Consider the following 21,888-nt stretch of genomic DNA (forward strand, 5'->3'; position numbering starts at 1 on the left):
CTCCCGGGCCCGGCACGTCAGCGAACGTCAGTGTGTGGATTCGCCGCGGGCCTCGGCGTCGCGGGCCCGCTGGTAGGAGGCGTGGATCTCGGCCTCGGCCTCGGTGCGGCCGACCCAGGTCGCGCCCTCCACCGACTTGCCGGGCTCCAGGTCCTTGTACACCTCGAAGAAGTGCTGGATCTCCAGCCGGTCGAACTCGCCCAGGTGGTGGATGTCGCGCAGGTGCTCCTGACGGGGGTCCTCGTAGGGCACGCAGAGGACCTTGTCGTCGCCGCCCTTCTCGTCCGTCATCCGGAACATGCCGATGGTGCGGCAGCGGATGAGGCAGCCCGGGAAGGTCGGCTCGGGGACCAGCACCAGGGCGTCCAGCGGGTCGCCGTCCTCGCCCAGCGTGCCCTCAATGAACCCGTAGTCCGCCGGGTACTGGGTGGACGTGAAGAGGGTGCGGTCCAGCCGGATCCGGCCGGTCGCGTGGTCCACCTCGTACTTGTTCCGGTGACCCTTGGGGATCTCAACCGTCACGTCGAAATCCATCTGCACGCTCCCTCGTCTGCCCACGCTGGCTAACGGAAACACTTGGCGGCCCCTCGGACAGGCGAATGCCCACCCGCCGACTCCGACCGCCGCATAGTCTTCGGACCGAAGTAGTGTCACCCAAGCCGATTTTCGCTGGGGGAGGAGGGGGTCGTGGGGAGGGAAGATTCACACTACCGCCCGGACGGGGGCGCCGCGCGCGGTACCGGACGATCCGGCTCCGGTGGTGCCACCGGTAGGGTCCCGGTGCCTGACGCCCACCTTCCCCGGGCGGCGGAGCCGTCGCCTCCGGTGCCGGAGTCGGTTCCCGAACGTCCCCCGCCGCTGCCCTGGCGTCCACCCGGGGGGTCGGCTCCCGTAGGCCCGAACACGGGTCGTTTCCCGGCCCTCGACAGCAACCGGCCCACGAGCGCCCCGCCCAGCGGGAGGGCCGCGATCCCGACCAGCCCGGCCCCGGGCCTCCCGCCGCCCGGCGACGAGTCGACCATCCCGCTCCCGACCGGCGCCCCGCCGCTGGGCCCGCCGATCTCCGCGCTGCCCGCGTCCACCGGTGCCGCGCCGCCTCCCGCGTCCACCGGCGCCGTGCCACCTCCCGCGTCCACCGACGCCGTGCCACCTCCCATGCCCGCCGCGCCGCGCCGGCGGCTGCCGGTGGTCCTGGCCCTGGTGTTGCTGCTGGTGCTCGCCGGCGTCGGGGTCGGCGTGACCCGGCCCGGCCCGGTCGCCGGCTGGCTGGGCGACGACGCCGGGCCCGCGCCGACCGCCGGCGCGTCCGCGGAGCCGGACCCGTCGGACGTGCTCGCCGGCCCGGATCCGAACGCCCCCCTGCCCAGCCCCGACGGGGTACGCGCCGCGCTGGACCCGCTGGTCGGGGTGGCCGACCTGGGTGACCGGGTGAACGTCTCGGTGGCCGACGTGACCTCCGGCCAGACGCTGTTCGCCAAGGGGGCGGACGACGGGACGGTGCCCGCCTCGGTCACCAAGCTGGCGACCGGGGTGACCGTGCTGGCCGCGCGTGGCCCGGGCTACCGGATTCCGACCCGGGCGGTGGCCGGCGCGAAGCCCGGCGAGGTGGTCATCGTCGGTGGCGGCGACACCACCCTCGCGGTCGACAAGAAGGGCTACTACCCGGGTGCCGCGCGCCTCGACGACCTGGCCGCCCAGGTACGTACCGCGCTCGGCGGCGTCGCACCGACCAGCGTCACCGTCGACGGATCGATCTACTCCGGCCCGCGCTACGGCCCCGGCTGGGACGCCGACATCCCCACCGGCGGGTACGGCGGCGCGATCACCGCGCTGATGACCGACGGCGCGCGCCGGGACCCGAGCGTCGGGAGCGGCGGAGCCGAGCGGGTCAGCGAGCCCGACCTGGCCGCCGGCCGGTCGTTCGCGCGCCTGCTCGGCGTACCGGCCGACACGGTCGAGCGCGGCACGGCCCCGCCCACCGCGGCAGCCGGTGGGTCCTCTCCCGCGCCCGGCACCGAGCTGGGAGTGGTGCAGTCCCCGCCGCTGATCCGGCTGGTCGACATCATGATCAGCGAGAGCGACAACATCCTGGCCGAAGCGCTGGCCCGCCAGGTCGCGCTGGCCCGCAACCAGCCGGCCTCGTTCGACGGGGCCGCCGCCGCCATGGACGCGGAGGTGGCCGAGCTGGGCCTGCCCGCCGAGGAGATCAACCTCTCCGACGGCAGTGGGCTGTCCCGCCGCAACCGGATCAGCCCGTCGGTGCTGACCGACCTGGTCCGGCTGGCCGCCAGCCCCGACCATCCGGAGCTGGCGGGCATCTTCGGCGGCCTGCCGGTCGGCGGTTGGTCCGGCACCCTGGACGACCGCTACCGGGGAGCGCCCGGGACCGGTGCGGGCGCGGGCGCCGTACGGGCCAAGACCGGCACGCTGACCGGCGTGCACGCCATCGCGGGCCTGGTCACCACGGCCGACGGCCGGTTGCTCACGTTCGCCGTGCTCACCGACAAGGTGCCCGGTGGCACGGACACCGCCCAACCGGCGCTCGACCGGATCGCCGCCGCGCTGGCCAACTGCGGCTGCCGCTGACCGTCGCCGGCCCGGCTGCCACCGTTGCCGGCCCCGGCTCGCACCGTTGCCGGCCCCGGCTCGCACCGTTGCCGGCCCCGGCTCGCACCGGTGGTGGACGCCTCGACCGCCGTCGCGAGCCCGGGCCAGGGTGTTGCGGCGCGGGTACGGTGGGTCCATGGCGCAGTTCGTGGACTGGGATCTGGCCGCCGCCACAGCGGGGGCGTTGAGCAAGTCGGGCCCCCGGGTGTCGTACACCGAGGCCACCGACGTGGTCGGCGACCTGCGGCGGCTGACCGACGAGGCAGCTGGGCACGTGGCCGACTACACGGGGCTGCGTGCGCAGGTGGCGCATCCGCCGGTGCGGGTGGTCGACCGACGGGACTGGGCCGCCACCAACATCGCCGGGCTACGTGAGGTGATCACCCCGCTGGTCAGCCGGCTCTCCGGCGACAAGCAGCCGGGCGCGCTGACCGAGGCGATCGGGTCCCGGTTGACCGGGGTGCAGGCCGGCACGGTGCTCGCCTACCTGTCCGGCCGGGTGCTCGGCCAGTACGAGGTCTTCTCCGCCGACCCGGGCCAGCTGCTGTTGGTCGCGCCGAACATCGTCGAGGTGGAGCGCAAGCTCGGCGCCGACCCGAGGGACTTCCGGCTCTGGGTGTGCCTGCACGAGGTCACCCACCGGACCCAGTTCACCGCGGTGCCATGGATGCGGGCCTACTTCCTGAGCGAGGTGCAGGCGTTCGTGGACGCCTCGTCCAGCGGCGGCGAGCACCTGGTCGAGCGGCTGCGGCGTGGGGTGGCGACCCTGTCCGATGCGATCCGCGACCCGGAGAGCCGCACCAGCGTGCTGGACATCGTGCAGACCCCGGCGCAGCGGGCGGTGCTGGACCGGCTCACCGCGCTGATGACCCTGCTGGAGGGGCACGCCGAGTTCGTCATGGACGGCGTTGGCCCGCAGGTGATTCCGAGCGTGGAGCGGATCCGGGCGTCGTTCAACCGTCGCCGCGAGGCGGGCAACCCGCTGGAGAAGGCGATCCGCCGGCTGCTCGGTGTGGACGTCAAGATGCGCCAGTACGCCGAGGGGCGCAAGTTCGTGCACGGCGTGGTCGAGCGGGTCGGCATGGACGGCTTCAACTCGATCTTCAACTCGCCACTCACCCTGCCCCGGCTCTCCGAGCTGGGCGATCCGGACGCCTGGGTGGCCCGGGTGCACGGCCCGGCCGGCACCTTCCCGGCCGCCGGCTGACCGTCCGCCGGTGGCCGCGCTCGCCCCGCCCGTGGCCGCGATCCGGGTGGCGGTCCGCCGCGCGCTGACCGGTCTGCCGTCCGGCGGGCCGGTGCTCGTCGCCTGCTCGGGCGGCGCCGATTCGCTCGCCCTTGCCGCGGCCGCCGCGTTCGTGGCGCCCCGGCTGAATCGGACCGCCGGCCTGGTGACCGTCGACCACGGCCTCCAGGCCGGCTCGGCGCAGCGCGCCGGGGAGGTGGCCGCCTGGGCCCGGGAGGCCGGGTTCGCGCCGGTGACGGTGGTCCGGGTGGACGTGGCCGGGCGGCCGGGTGGACCTGAAGCGGCCGCCCGGGAGGCCCGCTACCAGGCGTTGACCGAGGTCGCCGGGGAGCAGGGCGCGGTCGCGGTGCTCACCGGGCACACCCGGGACGATCAGGCGGAGACCGTGCTGCTCGCGCTGGCCCGGGGCGCCGGTCCACGCGGTCTGGCCGGGATGCCCGCCCGGCGGGAGATGTCCGGGGTGCCGCTGCTGCGCCCGCTGCTGGAGATCGGCCGGGAGCAGACCCGCGCCGCGTGTGAGGTGCTCGGGTTGAGCCCGTGGCAGGACCCGCACAACACCGATCCGTCGTACGCCCGGTCCCGGGTGCGGGCGGACGTGCTGCCGGCGCTGGTGCGGGCACTCGGGCCGGGCGTTCTGGACAATCTGGCGCGTACCGCCCGGCTGGTGGCGGCCGACAACGCCGCCCTCGACGACCTGGCGCAGGCGGCGCTGGCGGCGGCCCGGCATCCCGCGGGCGGGCTCTCGGTACCGGCGCTGGCCGATCTGGCCCTCGCGCTACGCGGCCGGGTGCTGCATGCCTGGGCGCGTGAGCTGGGTGCGGTTGCCGGTGCCCTCTCGTACCGGCATGTCGACGCGCTGGACGCCCTGGTCACCCGGTGGCACGGTCAGGGCCCCGCCGATCTGCCGGGTGGTCTGCGCGTGCTGCGCCGTGCCGACCGGCTGGCGCCCGTGGACCCACCTGACTGAGCCCCTCTGCTCTGCTTCAACCGGCGCAACCCAGCGGCCGGCCAGGTGTTGCGTGGAGTGAAGCAGAGCAGAGGCTCTCCGAGTGGTGGCACCGGGCCGGTGTGCCTCAGGCGGTGTGCGTCCGGTCGCGGAAGGTGGTCCGGTAGCCGTGCGGGGTGGCGCCCACCCGGCGACTGAAGTGGTGGCGCAGCGCCGCCGCGTCGCTGAAGCCGGCCTGGTCGGCGACCGCCTCCACGCTCAACGGGGTCTCCTCCAGCAGCCGTCGGGCCAGGAGCACCCGCTGGTTGGTGAGCCAGTCGTGCGGGGTGGTGCCGGTCTCGGCCCGGAACCGGCGGGCGAACGTACGCGGAGCCATGCCGGCCCTGGCAGCCAGCTCCTCAACGGTGATCGTCCGGTCCAGGTGTCCCATCAGCCACTCCAGCACCGGTTCCAGGGTCGGCGCCTCGGGCGCCTTCGGGATGGGTGCCTCGACGTACTGCGACTGGCCGCCGTCGCGGTGCGGCGGGACCACCATCCGTCTGGCCAGCCGGGTGGCGGTGGCCGAGCCGTGCTCCTGACGGACCAGGTGCAGGCAGGCGTCGATGCCGGCCGCCGTGCCGGCGCTGGTGAGCAGCCGACCGTCCTGGACGTACAGCGAGTTGCAGCGCACCCGGGCGGCCGGGTGTCGGCTCTGCAACTCGTCGACGTACCGCCAATGCGTGGTGCACTCCCGGTCGTCGAGCAGCCCGGCCGCGCCGAGCAGGAAGGCGCCGGAGCAGACGCTGAACAGGTGCGCGCCGCGCGCGTCGGCCCGGCGCAGCGCGTCGAGCACCGGGCCGGGAACCTCGGTGCCCTGGCTGTGCGCGGGAACGGCCACCAGGTCGGCCTCCTCCACGGGGCCGAGGTCGGCGTGTGGCGTGAGGTGGAAGCCGGACGAGGTGCGCACGGGCGCGCCGTCCGGGCTGCACACGTGGAAGCGGTAACCGGGGAAGCCGTCGGCCGTGCGGTCGGTGCCGAACACCTCGGCGAGCACGCCGAGCTCGAACGGGGCGACCTGGTCGAGGGCGAGGACGGCCACGGAACGAAGCATGTGACGAGGGTAACCCGATCGATGGCAGAAAATCGATGCCCAGTGGCATCTCTGCCACTGTTCGATCGACGTGAGTCGTCGCAGACTGGTCTCAGTCCGGTGCGCACCGGCGGCGAAACCGACAGCAACCATGCGAAAGCGAGCGCCGCCATGGAGTTCCTGCTCTTCCTCCTGTTCCTCGTCCTGCTCGTCGCCGCCTCGGCGGCCGGCCTCACCGCCGACAGTCACGATTCGGCCGACTGGAAGCCCAGCGAGGACGGCCGCCGCTGGCGGTCCCGTACCAGCTGATGTGTTTGATGGCCTTTGCGAGAAAAATCCAGGGCGGGACCGCGCCAAAAGGTGCGGCCCCGCCGACGGGGGCCATCAGACGTACGGCAGGCTAGGAGTCATGGCTGACGGCTCCTGGTACGACGCCGACATCGACCACGTGATCATTTCCGAGGCGCAGATCCGCGAGAAGACGGCGGAACTGGCCAAACAGGTCTCCGCCGACTACGCCCACGTGGGCGACGGACTGCTGCTGGTCTGCGTGCTCAAGGGCGCGGTGATGTTCATGGCGGACTTCGCCCGGGCGTTGGGTCGCAACGGCCCCCCGGCCGAGCTGGACTTCATGGCCATCTCCTCCTATGGCCAGGGCACCACCTCCTCCGGCGTGGTCCGCATCCTCAAGGACCTCGACCGGGACATCGCCGGGCGGCACGTGGTGGTCGTCGAGGACATCGTCGACTCCGGGCTGACGCTCTCGTGGCTGCTGCGCTACCTGGAGTCCCGCTCCGCGGCGAGCGTCGAGGTGGTCGCGCTGTTCCGCAAGCCCGACGCGGTCCGGGTGCCGGTCCCGGTCAAGTACGTCGGCTTCGACATCCCGACCGAGTTCGTGGTCGGGTACGGCCTGGACTTCGGTGAGCGCTACCGGGAGCTGCCGTACGTCGGGGTGCTCAAGCCCGAGGTCTACGCCCGGTCCTGACGCCGGCCGGCCCACAACCGCCGCCCGGCGGCGGTGTGAGGTCAACTCGCATCGGCATCCGTCAAGCCGACGTTCAGCGCGCTCTCAGCTGTTCCGGCTACCGTGGAGCCCGGTGGCGCGGAGGTTACTTCGCGCCCGACCCCCTCGACCGCGTTACCGGGCGTTCGGGTGGCCGGGCCGGACTCTCCGCCACGCCGGCTTCTGCCCGGACCCGCCGTACGTTCCGGTGAGGGCTGGTGAGCCTGCCCACGGTGCGCGCCGTCGATGCGAAGGTGCGCCGAGTGCGGGGCTCGCAAGCTCACTCCTCGCGTACACGGTGTACCGTCGAATGACCGCGGCGCGGCAGTTTTGCGCCTCGGGGTCGAGGCCGGCCCGCACGGCGGCCCCGGCCGCCGCTCAAAATGCGGCAACACCATCAGACGGTCAGGACGTCGATCAGGAGGATGCGGGCGCTCCGGCGCTCGACAACAGTATGGAACGTACGCGTTTCTTCCGCCGACCGGTGGTCTGGATCATCCTGGTCATCCTCGGCGCCGTTGTGCTCAGTCAGTTGTTCACCGCTGGTCCCAGCTACCACCGCGTGGACACTTCCGTTGCGCTCGACCAGCTCCACACCGCCAAGATCAATAAGGTCGTCTTCCAGGACAAGGAGCAGACGCTCCAGCTGGACCTGGCCCAGAAGACGAAGTTCGGCGAGACCACCACCAACAAGATCGAGGCCCAGTTCCCGTACCAGGTGGGCGACGAGGTCTGGAACGAGGTGCTGGACGCCAAGGCGGCCAACCGGGTCACCGGCCCGGCCGACGCCAAGGTCTCGTCGGACAGCATCTGGGTGAGCTTGCTGGTCAACCTGCTGCCGATCGCGCTGCTCGTGCTCCTGCTGCTGTTCTTCATGTCGCAGATGCAGGGCGGCGGCTCCCGGGTGCTCAACTTCGGCAAGTCCAAGGCGAAGATGATCACCAAGGACACTCCGAAGACGACCTTCGCGGACGTCGCGGGTGCCGAGGAGGCCGTCGAGGAGCTGCACGAGATCAAGGACTTCCTGCAGAACCCGGCGAAGTACCAGGCCCTGGGCGCCAAGATCCCGAAGGGCGTGCTGCTGTTCGGCCCGCCCGGCACCGGCAAGACGCTGCTGGCCCGCGCGGTCGCCGGCGAGGCCGGGGTGCCCTTCTACTCCATCTCCGGCTCCGACTTCGTGGAGATGTTCGTCGGTGTCGGCGCCAGCCGGGTCCGCGACCTGTTCGAGCAGGCCAAGGCGAACGCTCCGGCGATCGTCTTCGTCGACGAGATCGACGCCGTCGGCCGGCACCGCGGCGCCGGCATGGGCGGCGGTCACGACGAGCGCGAGCAGACGCTCAACCAGCTGCTCGTCGAGATGGACGGCTTCGACACCAAGGGCGGGGTCATCCTGATCGCGGCCACCAACCGGCCGGACATCCTCGACCCGGCGCTGCTGCGCCCGGGCCGGTTCGACCGGCAGATCCCGGTGGACGCCCCCGACATGGAGGGCCGCAAGGCCATCCTGCGGGTGCACGCCAAGGGCAAGCCGTTCACCCCCGACGTCGACCTCGACTCGGTGGCCCGGCGTACCCCGGGCTTCAGCGGCGCCGACCTGGCCAACGTGATCAACGAGTCGGCCCTGCTCACCGCCCGCAAGGACCAGCGGGCGATCACCAACGACTCGCTGGAAGAGTCGATCGACCGGGTGATCGCCGGTCCGCAGCGACGGACCCGGGTCATGAGCGACCAGGAAAAGAAGATCACCGCGTACCACGAGGGTGGGCACGCGCTGGTCGCCTGGGCGCTGCCGCACGCCGCGCCGGTGCACAAGGTGACGATCCTGTCCCGTGGCCGCTCGCTGGGCCACACCCTGGTGCTCCCCACCGAGGACAAGTACACCCAGACCCGCGCCGAGATGATCGACACCCTGGCGTACGCGCTGGGTGGTCGGGCCGCCGAGGAGCTGGTCTTCCACGAGCCGACCACCGGCGCCGGGAACGACATCGAGAAGGCCACCCAACTGGCCCGCGCGATGATCACCCAGTACGGCATGAGCTCCAAGCTCGGTGCGATCAAGTACGGCACCAGCGGGGACGAGCCGTTCCTCGGCCGCAACATGGGCCACGAGCGGGACTACTCGGACTCGGTGGCCGCCGAGATCGACGGCGAGATGCGGGCGCTGGTCGAGCTGGCGCACGACGAGGCCTGGGAGATCCTGGTCGAGTACCGGGACGTCCTGGACAACATCGTGCTCGAGCTGATGGAGAAGGAGACCCTCTCCACCGCCGACATGGCCCGGATCTGCGCGCGGGTGGTCAAGCGCCCGCCGCTGGCGCCGTACAACGGCTTCGGCAAGCGCCAGCCCTCCACCGAGCCGCCCGTGCTCACCCCTGCGGAGAAGGACAAGCTCAAGGCGCAGGCCCAGGCCGACGGCGCGCAGGCGTCGGTCGGCGGCGGCGCCTCGTCCAACAACTCGGACGGCACGCACTGAGCAGCGACCCGACGGCCAGCTCCCCTCACCGGGAGCTGGCCGTCTCCGCGACCGAGCCCGACGGCGACGACGGGCTGGACTACGTGGCCGCACGGCTGATCAGCGGCAGGCTGACCGGCCGCCCGGTCGAGGACGCGATCGACCTGGGCCGGATCGAGAAGGCGGTCCGGGAGATCCTGATCGCGGTCGGGGAGGACCCGGACCGCGACGGCCTCCAGCAGACCCCGGCCCGGGTCGCCCGGGCGTACGCCGAGCTCTTCGCCGGCCTGCGGGTCGACCCGGCCCAGGTGCTCAGCACCACCTTCGAGGCCAACCACGAAGAGCTGGTGATCGTCCGGGACATCGACGTGATGAGCCTCTGCGAACACCACCTGCTGCCGTTCCGCGGCAGCGCGCACATCGGCTACATCCCCGGCCCGGACGGACGGATCACCGGCCTGTCCAAGCTGGCCCGGCTGGTCGAGGTCTTCGCCCGCCGGCCGCAGGTGCAGGAGCGGCTCACCTCGCAGGTCGCCGATCTGCTGATGAGCAAACTCTCCCCGCGCGGCGTCGTCGTCGTGCTGGAGTGCGAGCACATGTGCATGGCGATGCGCGGCATCCAGAAGTCGGGTGCCCAGACCATCACGTCGGCCGTGCGCGGCACCCTGCAGCACGACCCGAAGTCGCGGGCCGAGGCGATGGCGTTGATCATCCCTCGCTGACACCCGGACGCGTCAACGGCCGGCCGACCCACCCCGGGACGGCCGGTCGTCGCGTCAGCCGGCCAGCAGGGCCAGTAACAGGCCGGCCGTGACCAGCACCGCCGGCACCAGGCACACCAGCGCGCCGAAACGCACCGTGCGGTCCAGCCGCTCGCCCGGGCCGGCGCGGAACACCCGCCCGATGCCCACCCAGCCGGCGACGAAGGCGACCGCCGGCATCGGCAGCCCACAGATCAGGGCCGCCACACTGGCCGGGCCCGTTCCGGTCGCCACGAACACCACGACCTGGATCATCGGCACCAGCAGCGCCAGAGGCCCGTACATCAGGAGGTTGCGTCCCCGGGCCGGCCAGGACCCCGGGCGGAACCGGCCGCGCGCGGCCAGCGCCGCGTCCGCCGCCTCGGCCCGACCCCGCGCGGTCCGCAGCGCCGCCAGCACCGCCGCCGGGCCGCCGGCCATCGACCGGGCGGCCTCGGTCAGCTCCGGCGGGGACGGCACCAGCGAAATCGCCGGTACGCCCAGCTCACGCAGCCGCTCCTGCTGGCTCGCCAGCCCGGTGCGGACCACCGTCAGCTCCTCCCGGGCGGCCTCGGCCGAACGGGCCTGTTCACCGGCGGCGGCTGCCGCGCTGCGGCGTACCCCGTCCAACTGGCGGGCCGCGGCGAGATACTCCGACCAGGCCGTGGTGGGCTCCGCGCCCGCTGGCGCGAGGTCCCCGTCCGGGTCGCCGGCCCGCTGCCGTCCCGGCCCGGTCACCGTCGCGTTCGGACCCACCCCGACACCCCCCGCGCGCACCACCGGATCACCTGGCCTCATCGGCGAACGGCACCAGCACCGTGCCCCGCTCGTCCGGCCCGTCCCAGAGCACCGCCCGGTCGGGACGGGCCCGCCACTCCACCGGCCGACCGAAGACCGCGGCGAGCTGGGCCGCCGGCACGTCCAGCACGGCCACGGCCGCGAGCTTGTCCACCTCGCCGTCCGGCTCCAGCAACGCGGCGAACGGTGGCACCGCGCGCCACCAGCCCAGCAGGTGCCGACCCGACGGCGGCCCGTCCCGCAGCAGCGCGCGCAGCCGGTCCACCGGCAGCTCGCGGGGCCCCGGCCGGTCCAGGCCGAAAACGACGAGGTAGGTCGGCAGCTCATCGTCCGCGTCCGCGAGCAGCGTCGGCAGGTCCACCATGGTGGCCGGATGGCGGACGGCCAGCTCCGCCGTCAACGCCTCGGCGAGCGGCCGGGAACCCGGGTCGGGCGCCGCCACCAGGAACCGGGCGGTGCCCGGCGAGTGGTGGTCCGCCGTGCTCCGCGCCGCCGTCGCCAGCAGCCCGCCCGCCGCCGGGCCCGATCCCAGCACCGCGAGGTTGCGCCCCGCCGCCGGCCCCAGCGGTACGGCGACCGTCGAGCGAGCCACGTCCACCGCCCGGCCGAGCAGAGCCGCCGGCCCGTGCGCCTGGCCGGCCAACGCCGCCCGGTGTCGCGGGTCGTTGCCCAACGACGGACGGGCGTACCCGGCGAACACCACCGGCGGCAGTGACCCGGCCGGCCGTGCCGTCCACAACTCGTGCCGCAGCCGATCCACCACCTCCGGGTGGTCCTGCGGATCGGGGTGGCGGATCAACCGTTCGTGACCGCGGATCGCGCCCCGCGGGCCGCCGAGCCCGCCAGCGGTGTTCACCACCGCGCTGCCCACCGGCAGGCCGGCGGCCGAGTCGTTGGTCGGTTCCAGCACCGGGCCGCCGCCCGGCAGCGCCACCCGCACCGGGAACTGGCCGAGCACCGGATCCCGATGCCCGGCGTCCGCCCGGCCACTGAGCCCCAGCTCACCCGCGCCGGCCAGCACCAGGTGCACGCCGTACGCCCGGCCGGCGCGGGCCAGCCCGTCCAGCTGGGCGGCCACCTCCGAGGCCAGCCGGTCCCGCTCGGCGAAGATCAGCGGCAGATTGTCCAGCACACACACGATCCGGGGCAGCGGCCGGTGCTGGCGCAGCTCCGCGAAGCGTTGCCCACCGGCGCGCCCGCCAGCCTCGGTCCGACGCTGCACCTCGACCGTCAACTGATCGAGCAGGTCCCGGACGTACTCCCGATCAGCGGCCATCGCGGCCGCCCGCACCTGCGGAATCCAGGACCGGTCCCGCTCGGTCTGGAGGAACTCCACGAAGGACTCACCGTCGCCCAGATCCACCAGGTAGAGCGCCAGGTCGTCCGGGCCGTACCGGGCGGCGAGCCCGAGCAGCGCCGTGGTCAGGAACGCCGCGCGACCCGCACCGGAACGGCCGCTGACCAGCCAGTGCGGGGTCAGCTCCGTGAAGCCCAGCGGCACCGGACGCCCCCCGGCGTCACCGACCGTGGTGGTCAACCCGTCGGCCGGATCCGACTCCCACAGTCGCTCACCCGTCGCCGGCAGCAGATCCGCCAGGGCCAGCCGGGAGCCCGCCTCCACCTGCGCGGCGAGCCGCCGACAGACCGCGTCGACCAGATCGGCCGGCGGATCCGACTCGACGAACACCGGCGAGTTCAACCCGCCCGGGGGATCGGCGCCCGGGCTCGCGAAGGACGCCCCCGGTGGATCCCCGAGCAGCGCGTACGCGTTGCGCAGCACCAGCGGCGTGGCGCGCGGCAGTGGCCCCCGGGCCGCGTACGGGCCGGCGGGCGGCCAGCCGGCCACCACCAGATGCAGCCCGGCCGCCGGCCCCTGCTCGGCCAACGCCTCGATCCGGGCCAGGTCGGTAGGGCCGGTCAGCTCCGGCAGCGCGGCGACCACCAGCAACAACGTCCGGTCGTGCCGGCGTCGACCGCTCGCCCCCGGCGTGACCCACTGCTCCGCCTCGGTCAGCACCGCGCGCAGACCCGCCACGTCCACCGCCGGTGGCGGCAACAGGCCGGCATCCGCCAGCGCCCCGAACGGGGCGAGCACACCCGCCGTGGCGTCCACCGCGCGCACCAGCAGGGCACCCGCCGGTGCCGCCCCCAGCGACCGCAGCAGCACAGCCCGAAGCAACCCGGCCACCCGCGGTTCCCGGGCGTCGGCGTCCACACTCAGGTGCCCGGCGCCGACCAGCGGCACCAGCGCAGGAAAGCGGGCATCGTCCAGGGGCGCCGCGGTGCCGACCCGCACGAAAGCCGGCGGACCGTCGCCGGCCGGCGAATCCACGGTCAGCGAGTCCAGGGCCGCCCCCGACCATCCCGGAGCCAGCCGCGCGGCGACCGCCCGCAGCCGGTCGGCCACCTCGTACTGGCGGCGCTGATCGGCGGGAGCCGGTCGGATCTCGTCGAGGATGCCGGCCGCAGCGGTGGCGACGGCCGCCGCCCGACGGTGCAGGGCTGCGGCGCGGTTCGTGCGTGCCTTCGGACCGGCCACCGCGTCCACCCCCTGTCCGAGGTTGGCAACCCCTCCCTGAGCAGAGACGGTATCCCAGCCGGGGCCGCTCCTCCGGGAGGTGCCACGGCGGTGCGCCGGTGTTGTCGGGGATGTCACCGGTGGGGAGGGGTCCGTCACGATCCGCTGGACTTGAGGCATTGGCTCCGGGGCGTCCAGCCGTTAACTTCAGGGGGTGGAATCAGTGCAGCCCCCCGCCGGTTCCCAGGTCTCCCGCGTACCGGCCCAGCGGACGCCGTCCGAGCAGCTGCCGCCGGCCTCCGCCACGCCGGCGCCGCAGCCGCCACGCCGCCGGGTACGCACTGTGCTCACCGTGGTCGCCGGGGTGCTCGCCCTGCTAGTAGTTAGCGGGATCATTGCGGGAGTGGTGCTTTACAACCGGGCTGCCGCCCCGGACCGGAGCGCGCCCGATGTGGTCGTTGACAACTATCTACGGGCCTTGCTCGTAGATCGGAACGATACGAGAGTCGATCTCTTTACCTGTAAGTCAGGTGCGGAGTTGGAGGCTCTTCGGTCGCTGCGCACTGACCTGGTTGCACGGGAGCAGGAACTAGGAGTCACCATTTTAGTTAGTTGGGGCAGCCTGGACGTCAGCAGGAAGGGGAATACCGCTTCGGTCGTGACGGGGATTCGGCGCAGCGCCACCGTCGATGGCGTTCAGCAAAGCGTCACGGACAAGTGGCAGTTCGACGTCGAGCGGCAGGAAGGTTGGCGGGTTTGCGGTGGCGCCAAGATAGGTTGACGTCATTCAATCCACAGCAGATGGACCGGCACCTCCAGAGTGGTGGGTGACTGGCCGCGCCAGGCCCAGCGGTACCACTCCACCTCGGGCGTGACCCGGACGCAGATGTCCCCCTCGGCGCCCGAGTAGGTCTCGGTCACCGCCCGCAGGTCGCGGTGCTCCTGGCCGCCTTCGATATGCACCACCCGGCGCCCGGTGACGGCATCCGCCTCGAAGACCGGCGTGGGGGACCGGTGGGCCGGGCCGTCCAGCGAGACCAGCCGGATGCCGCTGCCCCGGGTGTCATCCGTCCCCGGCCGGTTGCCGACCGTCTCCACCCAGACCCGATCGACCGGCACCAGCGGCGCGAAGACCTCGACCTGGTCGGCCTCGGCTCGGTACCACTCGTGCTCGGGGATCACGGGCACATAGGTTCGGGCGCCCTGGACCACCCGGTCGTCCGCGCGCAGGTCGCCCCGCCAGCCCAGCCCCGGCAGCCCGACCAGCACCCGTCGCCCGCGCAGCTCCACCCGTTCGGTGGCCGGCACGATCGCCAGTGGCCGGGGTGGCCGGGGCGCCCAGTCGGGCTGGTCAGCGAACGGGTCTGGCAGCGGTCCAGTCATGCCCGTGGTGACCTCACTCCACGCTGCGCAGCGGGGCGCCCCGCTCGCGCATGAACGGCACCGGGTCGATCGCGCCACGGCTGGAGCGGTCGTTGCGCAGGTGCACCTCGAAGTGCAGGTGCGGGCCGGACGAGTTGCCGCTGCTGCCGACCTGCCCGATCACCTCGCCGGCCGGCACGATCTGGTCCGGTGACACCCGTGGACGGACCACCATGTGGCAGTACCGGGTGATGTAACCGCCGGCGTGCAACAGATCGACGAACCAGCCGCAGCCACCCTTGCCGGGGTGCCCGTCCACGTCGCAGTCCTTGCGTCCGCGGTCGTCCGGGTCGCAGCGGGCGACCAGCACCCGGCCGGCGGCGGCGGCACGGATATCGGTGCCCTTGGCCGCCCCGATGTCGACCCCGTTGTGGCTCGGGCGGCTGCTGGTCCGGAAGCCGGAGCCGACGTCGCCCGGAATCGGAGCGGTCCAGCCGGAGGCGGCGATCTGACCGCGTTCGGCCGCGTTGCACACCGCCTTGCCGTTGATCTCGATCGTGCGCGCCGCGCCACCGGCCAGCGCGTCGACGATCCGGCTGGCCGGTTCCTCGTGCTTGGCGTAGGCGTCCGGATAGGCGCTGATCTGGACCTGTTGCGCCACCACCGTCAGCGGCCGGCGCTGCCAGCTCCGCACCTTGACCAGCTTCTCGTAGAACTTGCGGGCCGTGTACGCGGGAGTCATCCGCTCCGTGACGGTGCCCCACCCGGGTCGCTGCTGGAACAGGCCCAACGAGTCATGGTCGGCGCCGACGCCCTCGTGCGGCAGGGCCAGTGACGCGGGCACGCTGCTGTTCGCCAGGTTACGCAGAGCGGACTCCTGCATCGCGGTGGCCAGGGCGATCACCCAGCCCCGCGACGGCACCCCCAGGTCCTGACCGACTTTGATGATGATGGCGGCGTTCCGGACCTGCGCGTCGCCGTACTCGGTGAACCGTGGCAGCTCGCCGGCGATGTCCACTGGGCGGACCGGGCCGCAGCCCCAGCCAGCGAGGGTGTCCCCGTCCTCCGCTTCCCCGCCGAGTCCGCTGAGGAAGAACGCAGCGGTCCCCCCGGCGCAGCAGAGCAGGAGCAGCACCCCGGTGAGGATCGTGGCGATCACACCGACCCGTAGCGGCCGGCGGAATGCTCTGCTGCCGGCGTTCACTGCCGCTCCCAATCCACCACGTCGACCAGCCAGCCGTCATCCGCTGCGACCAACTCCAGCCGGAGCCGGCCGGTGTCGAGGGGCAGCAGCACCTCGACGAACGTCTCGGTACGTGCTCGCACCGACGGGGGGCCGGCGACCTCCTCGGCCGGGACCCCGCCGGGGTCGACACCGGCCAGCTTCTCGGTCAGCGCCGCTGTGGACAACGGTCGCAGACCGGCCTGCCACTGTTCGGCCGTCATCCCAGGGCGACCGAGCCAGGCCACGGTGAACCGGTCCGCGGTCTGTTCGGGCGTGCGGTCGCCCGGTCGGGTCACCGGCGACTGCGGAGCTTCGGTGGCGTTAACGCCATCGTCGCCGGCCGTCGGATCCACGGTGGTGATCGGCCGATCCGGACGGCTGCTCAACCCGTCCGCCGGATCGCCCGGACCGGAGACCAGCCGGGCCGCCCCGAGCACGCCGAAGACGAGCACCGCGATCACCAGCGCCACTCCCATTCGGGACCGCAAGACCCGTGTGAACAGGAACTCCAGAGCCCGTCGCATCGCCGTCACCGTGCCTCGGTGCGCACCCGCGGTCCGGTGCGGTCCGGCGCACGCTCGGCGGAGCCGGGTCGGTAGACCACGAACGACGGGTTCTCAGCCGGCAGGTCCGGCTCGGTCCAGCTCGCTGGCTGTCGGCGACGGGGTTTGGGCGGGACCGGCCGGCTCTGGCCACCGGTCTCCTCCTTCGGCGCGTCATTCGCGCGTTCCTGACCGTCCGGACGCCCGGCGCCGGAACGCCGGCCCTCAACCGGAGCGGTCGGTGCCAGGACCGGGTCTTCGCGCCGCGCCTCCGGGCGCAGCGTGGTCTGCTCCGCCACCGGTGCGCGGCGGCGGCCGCCCACCGGTTCCGCCGTGCCGCCGGGTTCCGCCACGTCCAGCCGCGCTGCCGTCCGCATGTCCCGGAAGAAGCGGCGGTGCCAGGAACCGGCCGAACTGACCGCCTCGCTGCTGTCCTTGCCGCCGAGCTGGGTGATCCGCCGGTACGGCCGCAGCAGCAGCCAGCCGACCACCCCGCAGAGCCAGACCAGCACCACCTGGAGCCAACCGGGCAGGGTGGGTGTGCTCATGATCAGGTCGACCGCGAACAGGTAGATCGCCGCCCCGGTGCCGAAGATGGCGATGTTGAAGACCGCGGCGACGACGGCGTTCGCGAGCCGGCGCAACCCGGCGCTCGCCGGTCGGAGCAGACCGACGGTGCCCAGGATGGGCGCCGCGATCACCGCCCACCGGAAGATCAGGAAGCCGAGCAGGACCAGCAGCGACGCGGTCAGATCGAACATGGCGAACAGCACCGACGCCAGCACCGCGATGAACCCGGCGCCGACCCGGTCCATGTCCCGCACACCCTGGAGGTACTCGTACGCCTCCGGGTCCTCGGTCTGGATCTGCTGAGCCACCCGCGCCCACTGCTGCTGCTTGGCCTTGATCGTCGCCTCCCGGGTGGCCGGGTTGGCGCGCAGCTTCTCGGCCTCCTCCCAGGAGAGCGACTTGGCGTCGTAGAGCGCGGGGCCGTACTTGCGAGCGGTTTCACTGTCCGATGAACCCAAGATTCCGCGGAGCCAGTTGCGATAAAGCATCGTTTCGGTGGCCGTGTCGCTAGCACGAGCGGCGGGAGTGCGTCGATCTTCGCATCGCGCTGGGTCGATACATCGACCGGGCTCTGGCGTCTTTGCTTGAGGTCCGACTGCGTCATGCACGACGCCGAGGGTGGTTATCAGCGTGCTGTCGGCGATGTTCGCCGATTTCACCGGCCAGGCAGCCAACGCGGTGACCGCAACCATCACGAACAGCGCCCAACCGGCGGTGGTCATGGCGTTGCTCATGTCCGACTGGCGTGAGCGCCAGAGCAAGTAGAGCCCGACGACGCAGAGGGTGATGATGCCGAAGACGCTGAACACTTTTTGGTACACAGCTTTGGTCGCCTGCTCGACCAACGGGTCAGCCCACCCCCACATGGAACGTGGGTCCCAAGCCCTTTCTCTCAGCGCGTTGGAGGCCCCGATAATCGCTGTGGCGATCATGAATTCGCCGTTGGCGACGGTCGTGGTGAACTTGTAATCCGGATGCAGCACGCTCGACGCGCAGCCTCCGTCAATGTCGTAGGTGGTATAGCTGTATCCCGCGTAGCCGTAGAGGCTGTAGCGGCCGGCGACTCCGTTCGCCGCCTCTGCCGGTGGCGCTGCCGCGAACCAGCCGGCGAGCCCGGAGTCGGGAGTGCCGGGGGTTGGTGCGTTGCGGCAGGTGACCTCGTCCTCGCTGACCTCCTTGAGCTTCGCCACGCAGGCCCGGAAGTCGGCCTGCCACTCCGGGGTCGTGCAGAGGTCGGCGCGGGCCTGGGCGGCGGGTGGTGCGGCGGCTGCTGCCTCCGCGCCGATCAGCGGCCAGGTGAGGGAGGCCCCGGCCAGTACGCCGAGGGCGAGCAGGAACGCCGCGATCCGTGCCCGGGCCCTCGCCATGTCACGCCTCCAGATCCGGCAGGGGGATGCTCGGCAGCACTCCGGCGGCCGCGGCGATCGCGGCGGGCGTCGTGTCGAGGTGGTCCAGCAGCCCTTCGACGTACGAGACGTCGACGCGAACCTTCTGTACCCGCCCGTCGACGTCGCGCATGACGAACTCGCGGAAGCCGAGACGGTTGGCCGAACTGGTGTCGGCGGCGGAGAGCGAGGCCAGGGTGGCCTCGTACCCGTCGTTGACCGGCACCCGCAGCAGCCGCAGCGCTTCGGAGGCGATCTCGGCGTCCTCGGCGATGCGGCCGACGAAGACGGTGGAGACGAGGTTCTGCACGTCGAGGCCGAGGATGTCGCGTGGGTTCTGGGAGGCGACGAGGGCGGCAAGGTTCCACTTGCGGGAGTCCCGGGCGAGCCGGACGAGGAACGACCGCCCGGATCGCCAGCCCTCCATGAAGTGCGCCTCGTCCAGGCCGACCAGCTTCCGGGACGACATCGACCCGCCGTAGCAGCGGCGCACGGCGAGCCGGTGCGCGGTGTGCAGCATCGGCAGGGCGAGCGCCTCCTCGGCGGACCAGTACTCGCGCTCGATTTTGAGGTCGGGCAGCCGCAGCCCGGCCATGGTGATGACGGTGAGCGCCGCGTCCGCACCAAGCAGCCCTTCCGGCGGTCGGCCGAAGAAGAGCATGGCCAGGGGCATCTCGGCGGTGTCCAGCAGGAGGTTGGCCAGCTCCTTGCCGGCGTCGTCGTCGAGTCGCCCGAGGCAGCTCACCACGTCGTCCAGGGTGGACGTCTCCTCGGCGGGGACCTGGCGGACCGCGTGCCGGAACAGGGTGGCCGTGGACGCCTCCCGAGCCACCTGCGGCGGTACGAGCATCATGCAGATGTCCTGGACCAGCATCCGGCGCTCGGCCCGGGCGTTGGAAACCGCGATCTCGAACTCCCGGTCACCGGAGGCGCCGGCGCCGAACTCACTGCGCAGCGGCGTCGGGATGAGCGAGTAGGGCGCCAGGGTGCCGTGCTCCGAGCCGGTCAGGTTCAGCACCCGGGAGTACGGACGCAGCTCCGGCATGGCGCAGAGCCGGGCCAGCGGCCCGGACGGGTCGAGCAGGGTCACCTGGACCCCCCGCCGTGCGGCCAGGTAGCCCAGCGCGCCGAGCAGGGTCGACTTGCCACCGCCCGGCTCCGCCACGAAGACCGCGAGCCCGGAGCGTTCCCGTACCTCCATGGGGAAGTGCAGGTCGAGGAAGACCGGGCGGCGGCAGGTGCCCGCGGTGCGGCCGATCAGGTCGCCCCGCCGGTCGCCCACGTTGGAGGCGGCCTGGGGGAGCGCGGCGGCGAGCAACGGCACCGGCATCCGACGGACGTAGCCGGTGTTGGCGATCGGCTCGCCGGGGATGAACTCGCGGGCCAGCCAGTCCTGGTTCTTGGGGTGTTGGAGCGAGATGCGCAGCTCCCGGGAGTAGAGCTGGATGAGCCGGCGGGCCCGTTCCAGGCATTCCTCCCGGGTCCGGCCGCCGACGGCGATCCGGTGCCAGCCGTGCGCGCGGGCCGAGTCGACCGGCAGCCCGGTGGTCATCTCGTCGCCGATCACCAGCGCCCGCTTGGCCAGCCGCTCCAACTCGGGTGGCGCGTCGATGCCGTGCTCGGCGTAGTCGAGTTGCTGTGAGCGGATCATCCGCAGCCGGTGTTCGAGATTGCGGAACGAGTCGCCGGAGCCGAGGATGTCGACCCGGGTGGAGATCTCCATCGGCCAGGGCAGCCGCTCGTGGAAGTGCAGCCACGGCTCGTGCCGTTCCGGGATCTCCAGGGGCTCCATCCGGCCGACGGCGAGCACGGCGACGTGCCGTTCCTCGCCGGTCATCCGGTTGACCAGCTTCACCGTCGAGCCGTACGGGGTGCGGTAACGCTCGACCTGCTCGGTCAGGGCGAGCAGGTCACCGCGCTCCCAGCGACCGTTGGTCACCGGGGAGAGTGTGCCCGGAGGCGCCATGCACAGGGCGACCGAGCGGTAGAGCAACCACTCCAGCTCCTGGGCGGTGACCCGCCGGCCGCGCATGCCGAACGCGCCGAGCACCTCGTCGAACTGCTCCACGGTGCGGCCCAGTTTGCGTCGTTCGCCCTCGGCGGTGCCCCGCCCGAAGGTGCGCAGCAACCGTTCGGTGAGCGAGTCGCCGAGCGATCGGCGGGCGAAGGTGACACCCAGGTAGGTCTGCCCCTCGGCGTGGTTGACGGCCATCAGGTGCCGCTGGGCGGCGACCAGGTGGTCGGCCCAGCCGGTGGTGCCGGGGACGTCGGGCAGCGGCGCCAGGGTGTGTGCGTCGATGGTGCGGGCCCACTCGTCGGCGGGGAACGGCCGGGTGGTGCGCCGCAGGTGCAGCCGGAAACCGGCCAGGCCGGCGTACTGCTCGGAGATCGCCGAGAGCAGCGCCTCGCGTTCGGCGTCGGGCCGGAAGGCCCAGCGCACCTCGGGCAGCCAGTACCAGGCCGTGACCGTGTTCGGAGTGAAGGTCAGGTGGCCGGCGATCTCGGTGATGGCCAGTTCGACCGACGGGTCCCGGTCCCCAAATTTGATCTTCGGGGCGCGGACCCGGGCCGGCCGGGTCGGCCGGTCCTGCCGGCTCACGGCTCGCTGCCGGGGCGCGGCGACCTCCCGCTCGGTCGGCTCCTCGTCGCCCGGACCCGGCCGTGCCCGGTCGGCTCCGTTGGCGCGGCGGGGCGCGCGCTCCAGGGCCGGTCGGTCCGCCGGGGCGGCGCTCGCCGGCCCGGCCGCCGGTGTCGTCGGGCGGCCCGCTGGCGCCGCGCTGGACGGTCGGGTCGTCGCGCCGGCGGTCGACGGCGTCGGCGCGCCCTCGGCGATCGGGTCGGCCTCGCTCGGTGGCCGGAGCATCGGCAGCCGGTCGCCGGCCTGGTGCGGCACCCGGGCCTCACCGGCCGGGTTGCCGCCGCCACGCCGCGGCTCGATGGTCCGCCCGCTGCTGGTGGGCGCATCCCCGGGGGTCCAGGGCGGTTCCAGGTCGGGTGCCCGGTCCGGCGCCCGGTGCGCCGGCCGGGTCGGTTCGGTGGCGGCCGGTTGCTGCTGTGGGATCGCCGGCTGCTCCCGGGGCGCCGGGGCGGCCGGCACGGCACGCGCCGAGCCCGGCCGGGACGCGCCGAAGAGATCGAGGAACGGGGAGTCGATGTCGGCGTTCTCGCCGGCCGACACCGCGCTGGGCTCGGCGGGCGGTGTCCGGCGGGGCACCGGCCGGGGAGCCTGGAAGACTCCGACCGCGCCGTGCCCGGGCGAGGTCACCAGCGCGGGATCGAGCGCGACCTCGTCCTCGCCTTCGGTGTAGTCAAATGACTGCGCACGGTGACCTGCCGGCACGGCCGGACGGCCGGCCGGGGGACCCGGCGTGGAAGAGCGACTCATTCGACCGCCTCACCCGCGTCGTGCGACGGACCGCTCGGCG

General features: G+C 72.9%; 17 protein-coding genes. 8 read left to right on the forward strand and 9 right to left on the reverse strand.

What is annotated here, in order from left to right; all coding sequences use genetic code 11:
• Nucleotides 1-27 precede the first annotated feature (27 nt).
• Nucleotides 28-534: an inorganic diphosphatase gene (locus EAD89_RS12640; RefSeq protein WP_121656698.1), complete on the reverse strand. Its 507-nt coding sequence runs from the start codon at nt 532-534 to the stop codon at nt 28-30.
• A 621-nt stretch (nt 535-1,155) separates the two neighbouring features.
• Between EAD89_RS12640 and dacB the strand changes: the two genes are divergently transcribed.
• The 3 genes from dacB to tilS all read left to right on the forward strand — a co-directional run bounded on the left by dacB (nt 1,156) and on the right by tilS (nt 4,820).
• The gene (gene dacB / locus EAD89_RS12645) at nt 1,156-2,586 is read left to right on the forward strand and encodes a D-alanyl-D-alanine carboxypeptidase/D-alanyl-D-alanine-endopeptidase (RefSeq protein ID WP_121675841.1); all 1,431 of its coding nucleotides are present in this window, start codon (nt 1,156-1,158) and stop codon (nt 2,584-2,586) included.
• A gap of 157 nt (nt 2,587-2,743) precedes the next feature.
• Nucleotides 2,744-3,814 carry a zinc-dependent metalloprotease gene (locus EAD89_RS12650; protein WP_121653634.1) on the forward strand — a complete coding sequence of 357 codons (1,071 nt, stop codon included), beginning with the start codon at nt 2,744-2,746 and terminating at the stop codon, nt 3,812-3,814.
• Between the two features lie 10 nt (nt 3,815-3,824).
• Nucleotides 3,825-4,820, forward strand: a complete 996-nt coding sequence (gene tilS, locus EAD89_RS12655; protein WP_121675842.1) for a tRNA lysidine(34) synthetase TilS — start codon at nt 3,825-3,827, stop codon at nt 4,818-4,820.
• Nucleotides 4,821-4,926: 106 nt separating this feature from the next.
• On the opposite strand, the gene EAD89_RS12660 is transcribed toward tilS, so the two are convergent.
• A complete protein-coding gene (locus EAD89_RS12660) occupies nt 4,927-5,889 on the reverse strand; it encodes a GlxA family transcriptional regulator (RefSeq protein ID WP_121675843.1) in 963 nt (320 codons plus the stop codon).
• A gap of 150 nt (nt 5,890-6,039) precedes the next feature.
• Between EAD89_RS12660 and EAD89_RS30730 the strand changes: the two genes are divergently transcribed.
• The 4 genes from EAD89_RS30730 (at nt 6,040) to folE (ending at nt 10,045) form a co-directional block, all read left to right on the forward strand.
• A complete protein-coding gene (locus tag EAD89_RS30730; protein WP_199733497.1) occupies nt 6,040-6,177 on the forward strand; it encodes a hypothetical protein in 138 nt (45 codons plus the stop codon).
• Nucleotides 6,178-6,277: 100 nt separating this feature from the next.
• Nucleotides 6,278-6,853, forward strand: a complete 576-nt coding sequence (gene hpt / locus EAD89_RS12670; RefSeq protein ID WP_074315138.1) for a hypoxanthine phosphoribosyltransferase — start codon at nt 6,278-6,280, stop codon at nt 6,851-6,853.
• A gap of 472 nt (nt 6,854-7,325) precedes the next feature.
• Nucleotides 7,326-9,344 carry an ATP-dependent zinc metalloprotease FtsH gene (gene ftsH / locus EAD89_RS12675; RefSeq protein ID WP_121653630.1) on the forward strand — a complete coding sequence of 673 codons (2,019 nt, stop codon included), beginning with the start codon at nt 7,326-7,328 and terminating at the stop codon, nt 9,342-9,344.
• A 35-nt stretch (nt 9,345-9,379) separates the two neighbouring features.
• Entirely contained in the window at nt 9,380-10,045 is a 666-nt protein-coding gene (gene folE, locus EAD89_RS12680) for a GTP cyclohydrolase I FolE (RefSeq protein WP_121675845.1), read from the forward strand.
• A 54-nt stretch (nt 10,046-10,099) separates the two neighbouring features.
• On the opposite strand, the gene EAD89_RS12685 is transcribed toward folE, so the two are convergent.
• Both EAD89_RS12685 and EAD89_RS12690 read right to left on the reverse strand, forming a co-directional pair.
• Nucleotides 10,100-10,819 (reverse strand): hypothetical protein, encoded by a 720-nt coding sequence (locus EAD89_RS12685; protein ID WP_121675846.1) that lies wholly within the window; start codon nt 10,817-10,819, stop codon nt 10,100-10,102.
• 28 nt (nt 10,820-10,847) lie between these two features.
• Complete coding sequence (locus EAD89_RS12690; RefSeq protein ID WP_121675847.1) at nt 10,848-13,409, reverse strand: FtsK/SpoIIIE domain-containing protein; 2,562 nt, start codon at nt 13,407-13,409, stop codon at nt 10,848-10,850.
• Nucleotides 13,410-13,602: 193 nt separating this feature from the next.
• Between EAD89_RS12690 and EAD89_RS12695 the strand changes: the two genes are divergently transcribed.
• Nucleotides 13,603-14,160 carry a hypothetical protein gene (locus tag EAD89_RS12695; RefSeq protein WP_121675848.1) on the forward strand — a complete coding sequence of 186 codons (558 nt, stop codon included), beginning with the start codon at nt 13,603-13,605 and terminating at the stop codon, nt 14,158-14,160.
• A gap of 2 nt (nt 14,161-14,162) precedes the next feature.
• On the opposite strand, the gene EAD89_RS12700 is transcribed toward EAD89_RS12695, so the two are convergent.
• From EAD89_RS12700 to EAD89_RS12720, 5 genes are read right to left on the reverse strand one after another with little or no spacing between them, the layout of a single operon-like run.
• Complete coding sequence (locus EAD89_RS12700) at nt 14,163-14,762, reverse strand: hypothetical protein (protein WP_121675849.1); 600 nt, start codon at nt 14,760-14,762, stop codon at nt 14,163-14,165.
• A gap of 13 nt (nt 14,763-14,775) precedes the next feature.
• Nucleotides 14,776-15,945, reverse strand: a complete 1,170-nt coding sequence (locus tag EAD89_RS12705) for a M23 family metallopeptidase (RefSeq protein WP_121655371.1) — start codon at nt 15,943-15,945, stop codon at nt 14,776-14,778.
• Entirely contained in the window at nt 15,942-16,499 is a 558-nt protein-coding gene (locus tag EAD89_RS12710; RefSeq protein ID WP_121675850.1) for a hypothetical protein, read from the reverse strand. Before EAD89_RS12710 ends, EAD89_RS12705 begins: the two co-directional genes overlap by 4 nt.
• Complete coding sequence (locus tag EAD89_RS12715; RefSeq protein WP_121675851.1) at nt 16,496-18,445, reverse strand: MFS transporter; 1,950 nt, start codon at nt 18,443-18,445, stop codon at nt 16,496-16,498. Before EAD89_RS12715 ends, EAD89_RS12710 begins: the two co-directional genes overlap by 4 nt.
• A gap of 1 nt (nt 18,446) precedes the next feature.
• Nucleotides 18,447-21,848, reverse strand: a complete 3,402-nt coding sequence (locus tag EAD89_RS12720) for an ATP-binding protein (protein WP_121675852.1) — start codon at nt 21,846-21,848, stop codon at nt 18,447-18,449.
• Nucleotides 21,849-21,888: the final 40 nt, after the last annotated feature.

It is taken from the genome of Micromonospora sp. BL4 (assembly GCF_003667505.1).
Taxonomy (GTDB): domain Bacteria; phylum Actinomycetota; class Actinomycetes; order Mycobacteriales; family Micromonosporaceae; genus Micromonospora.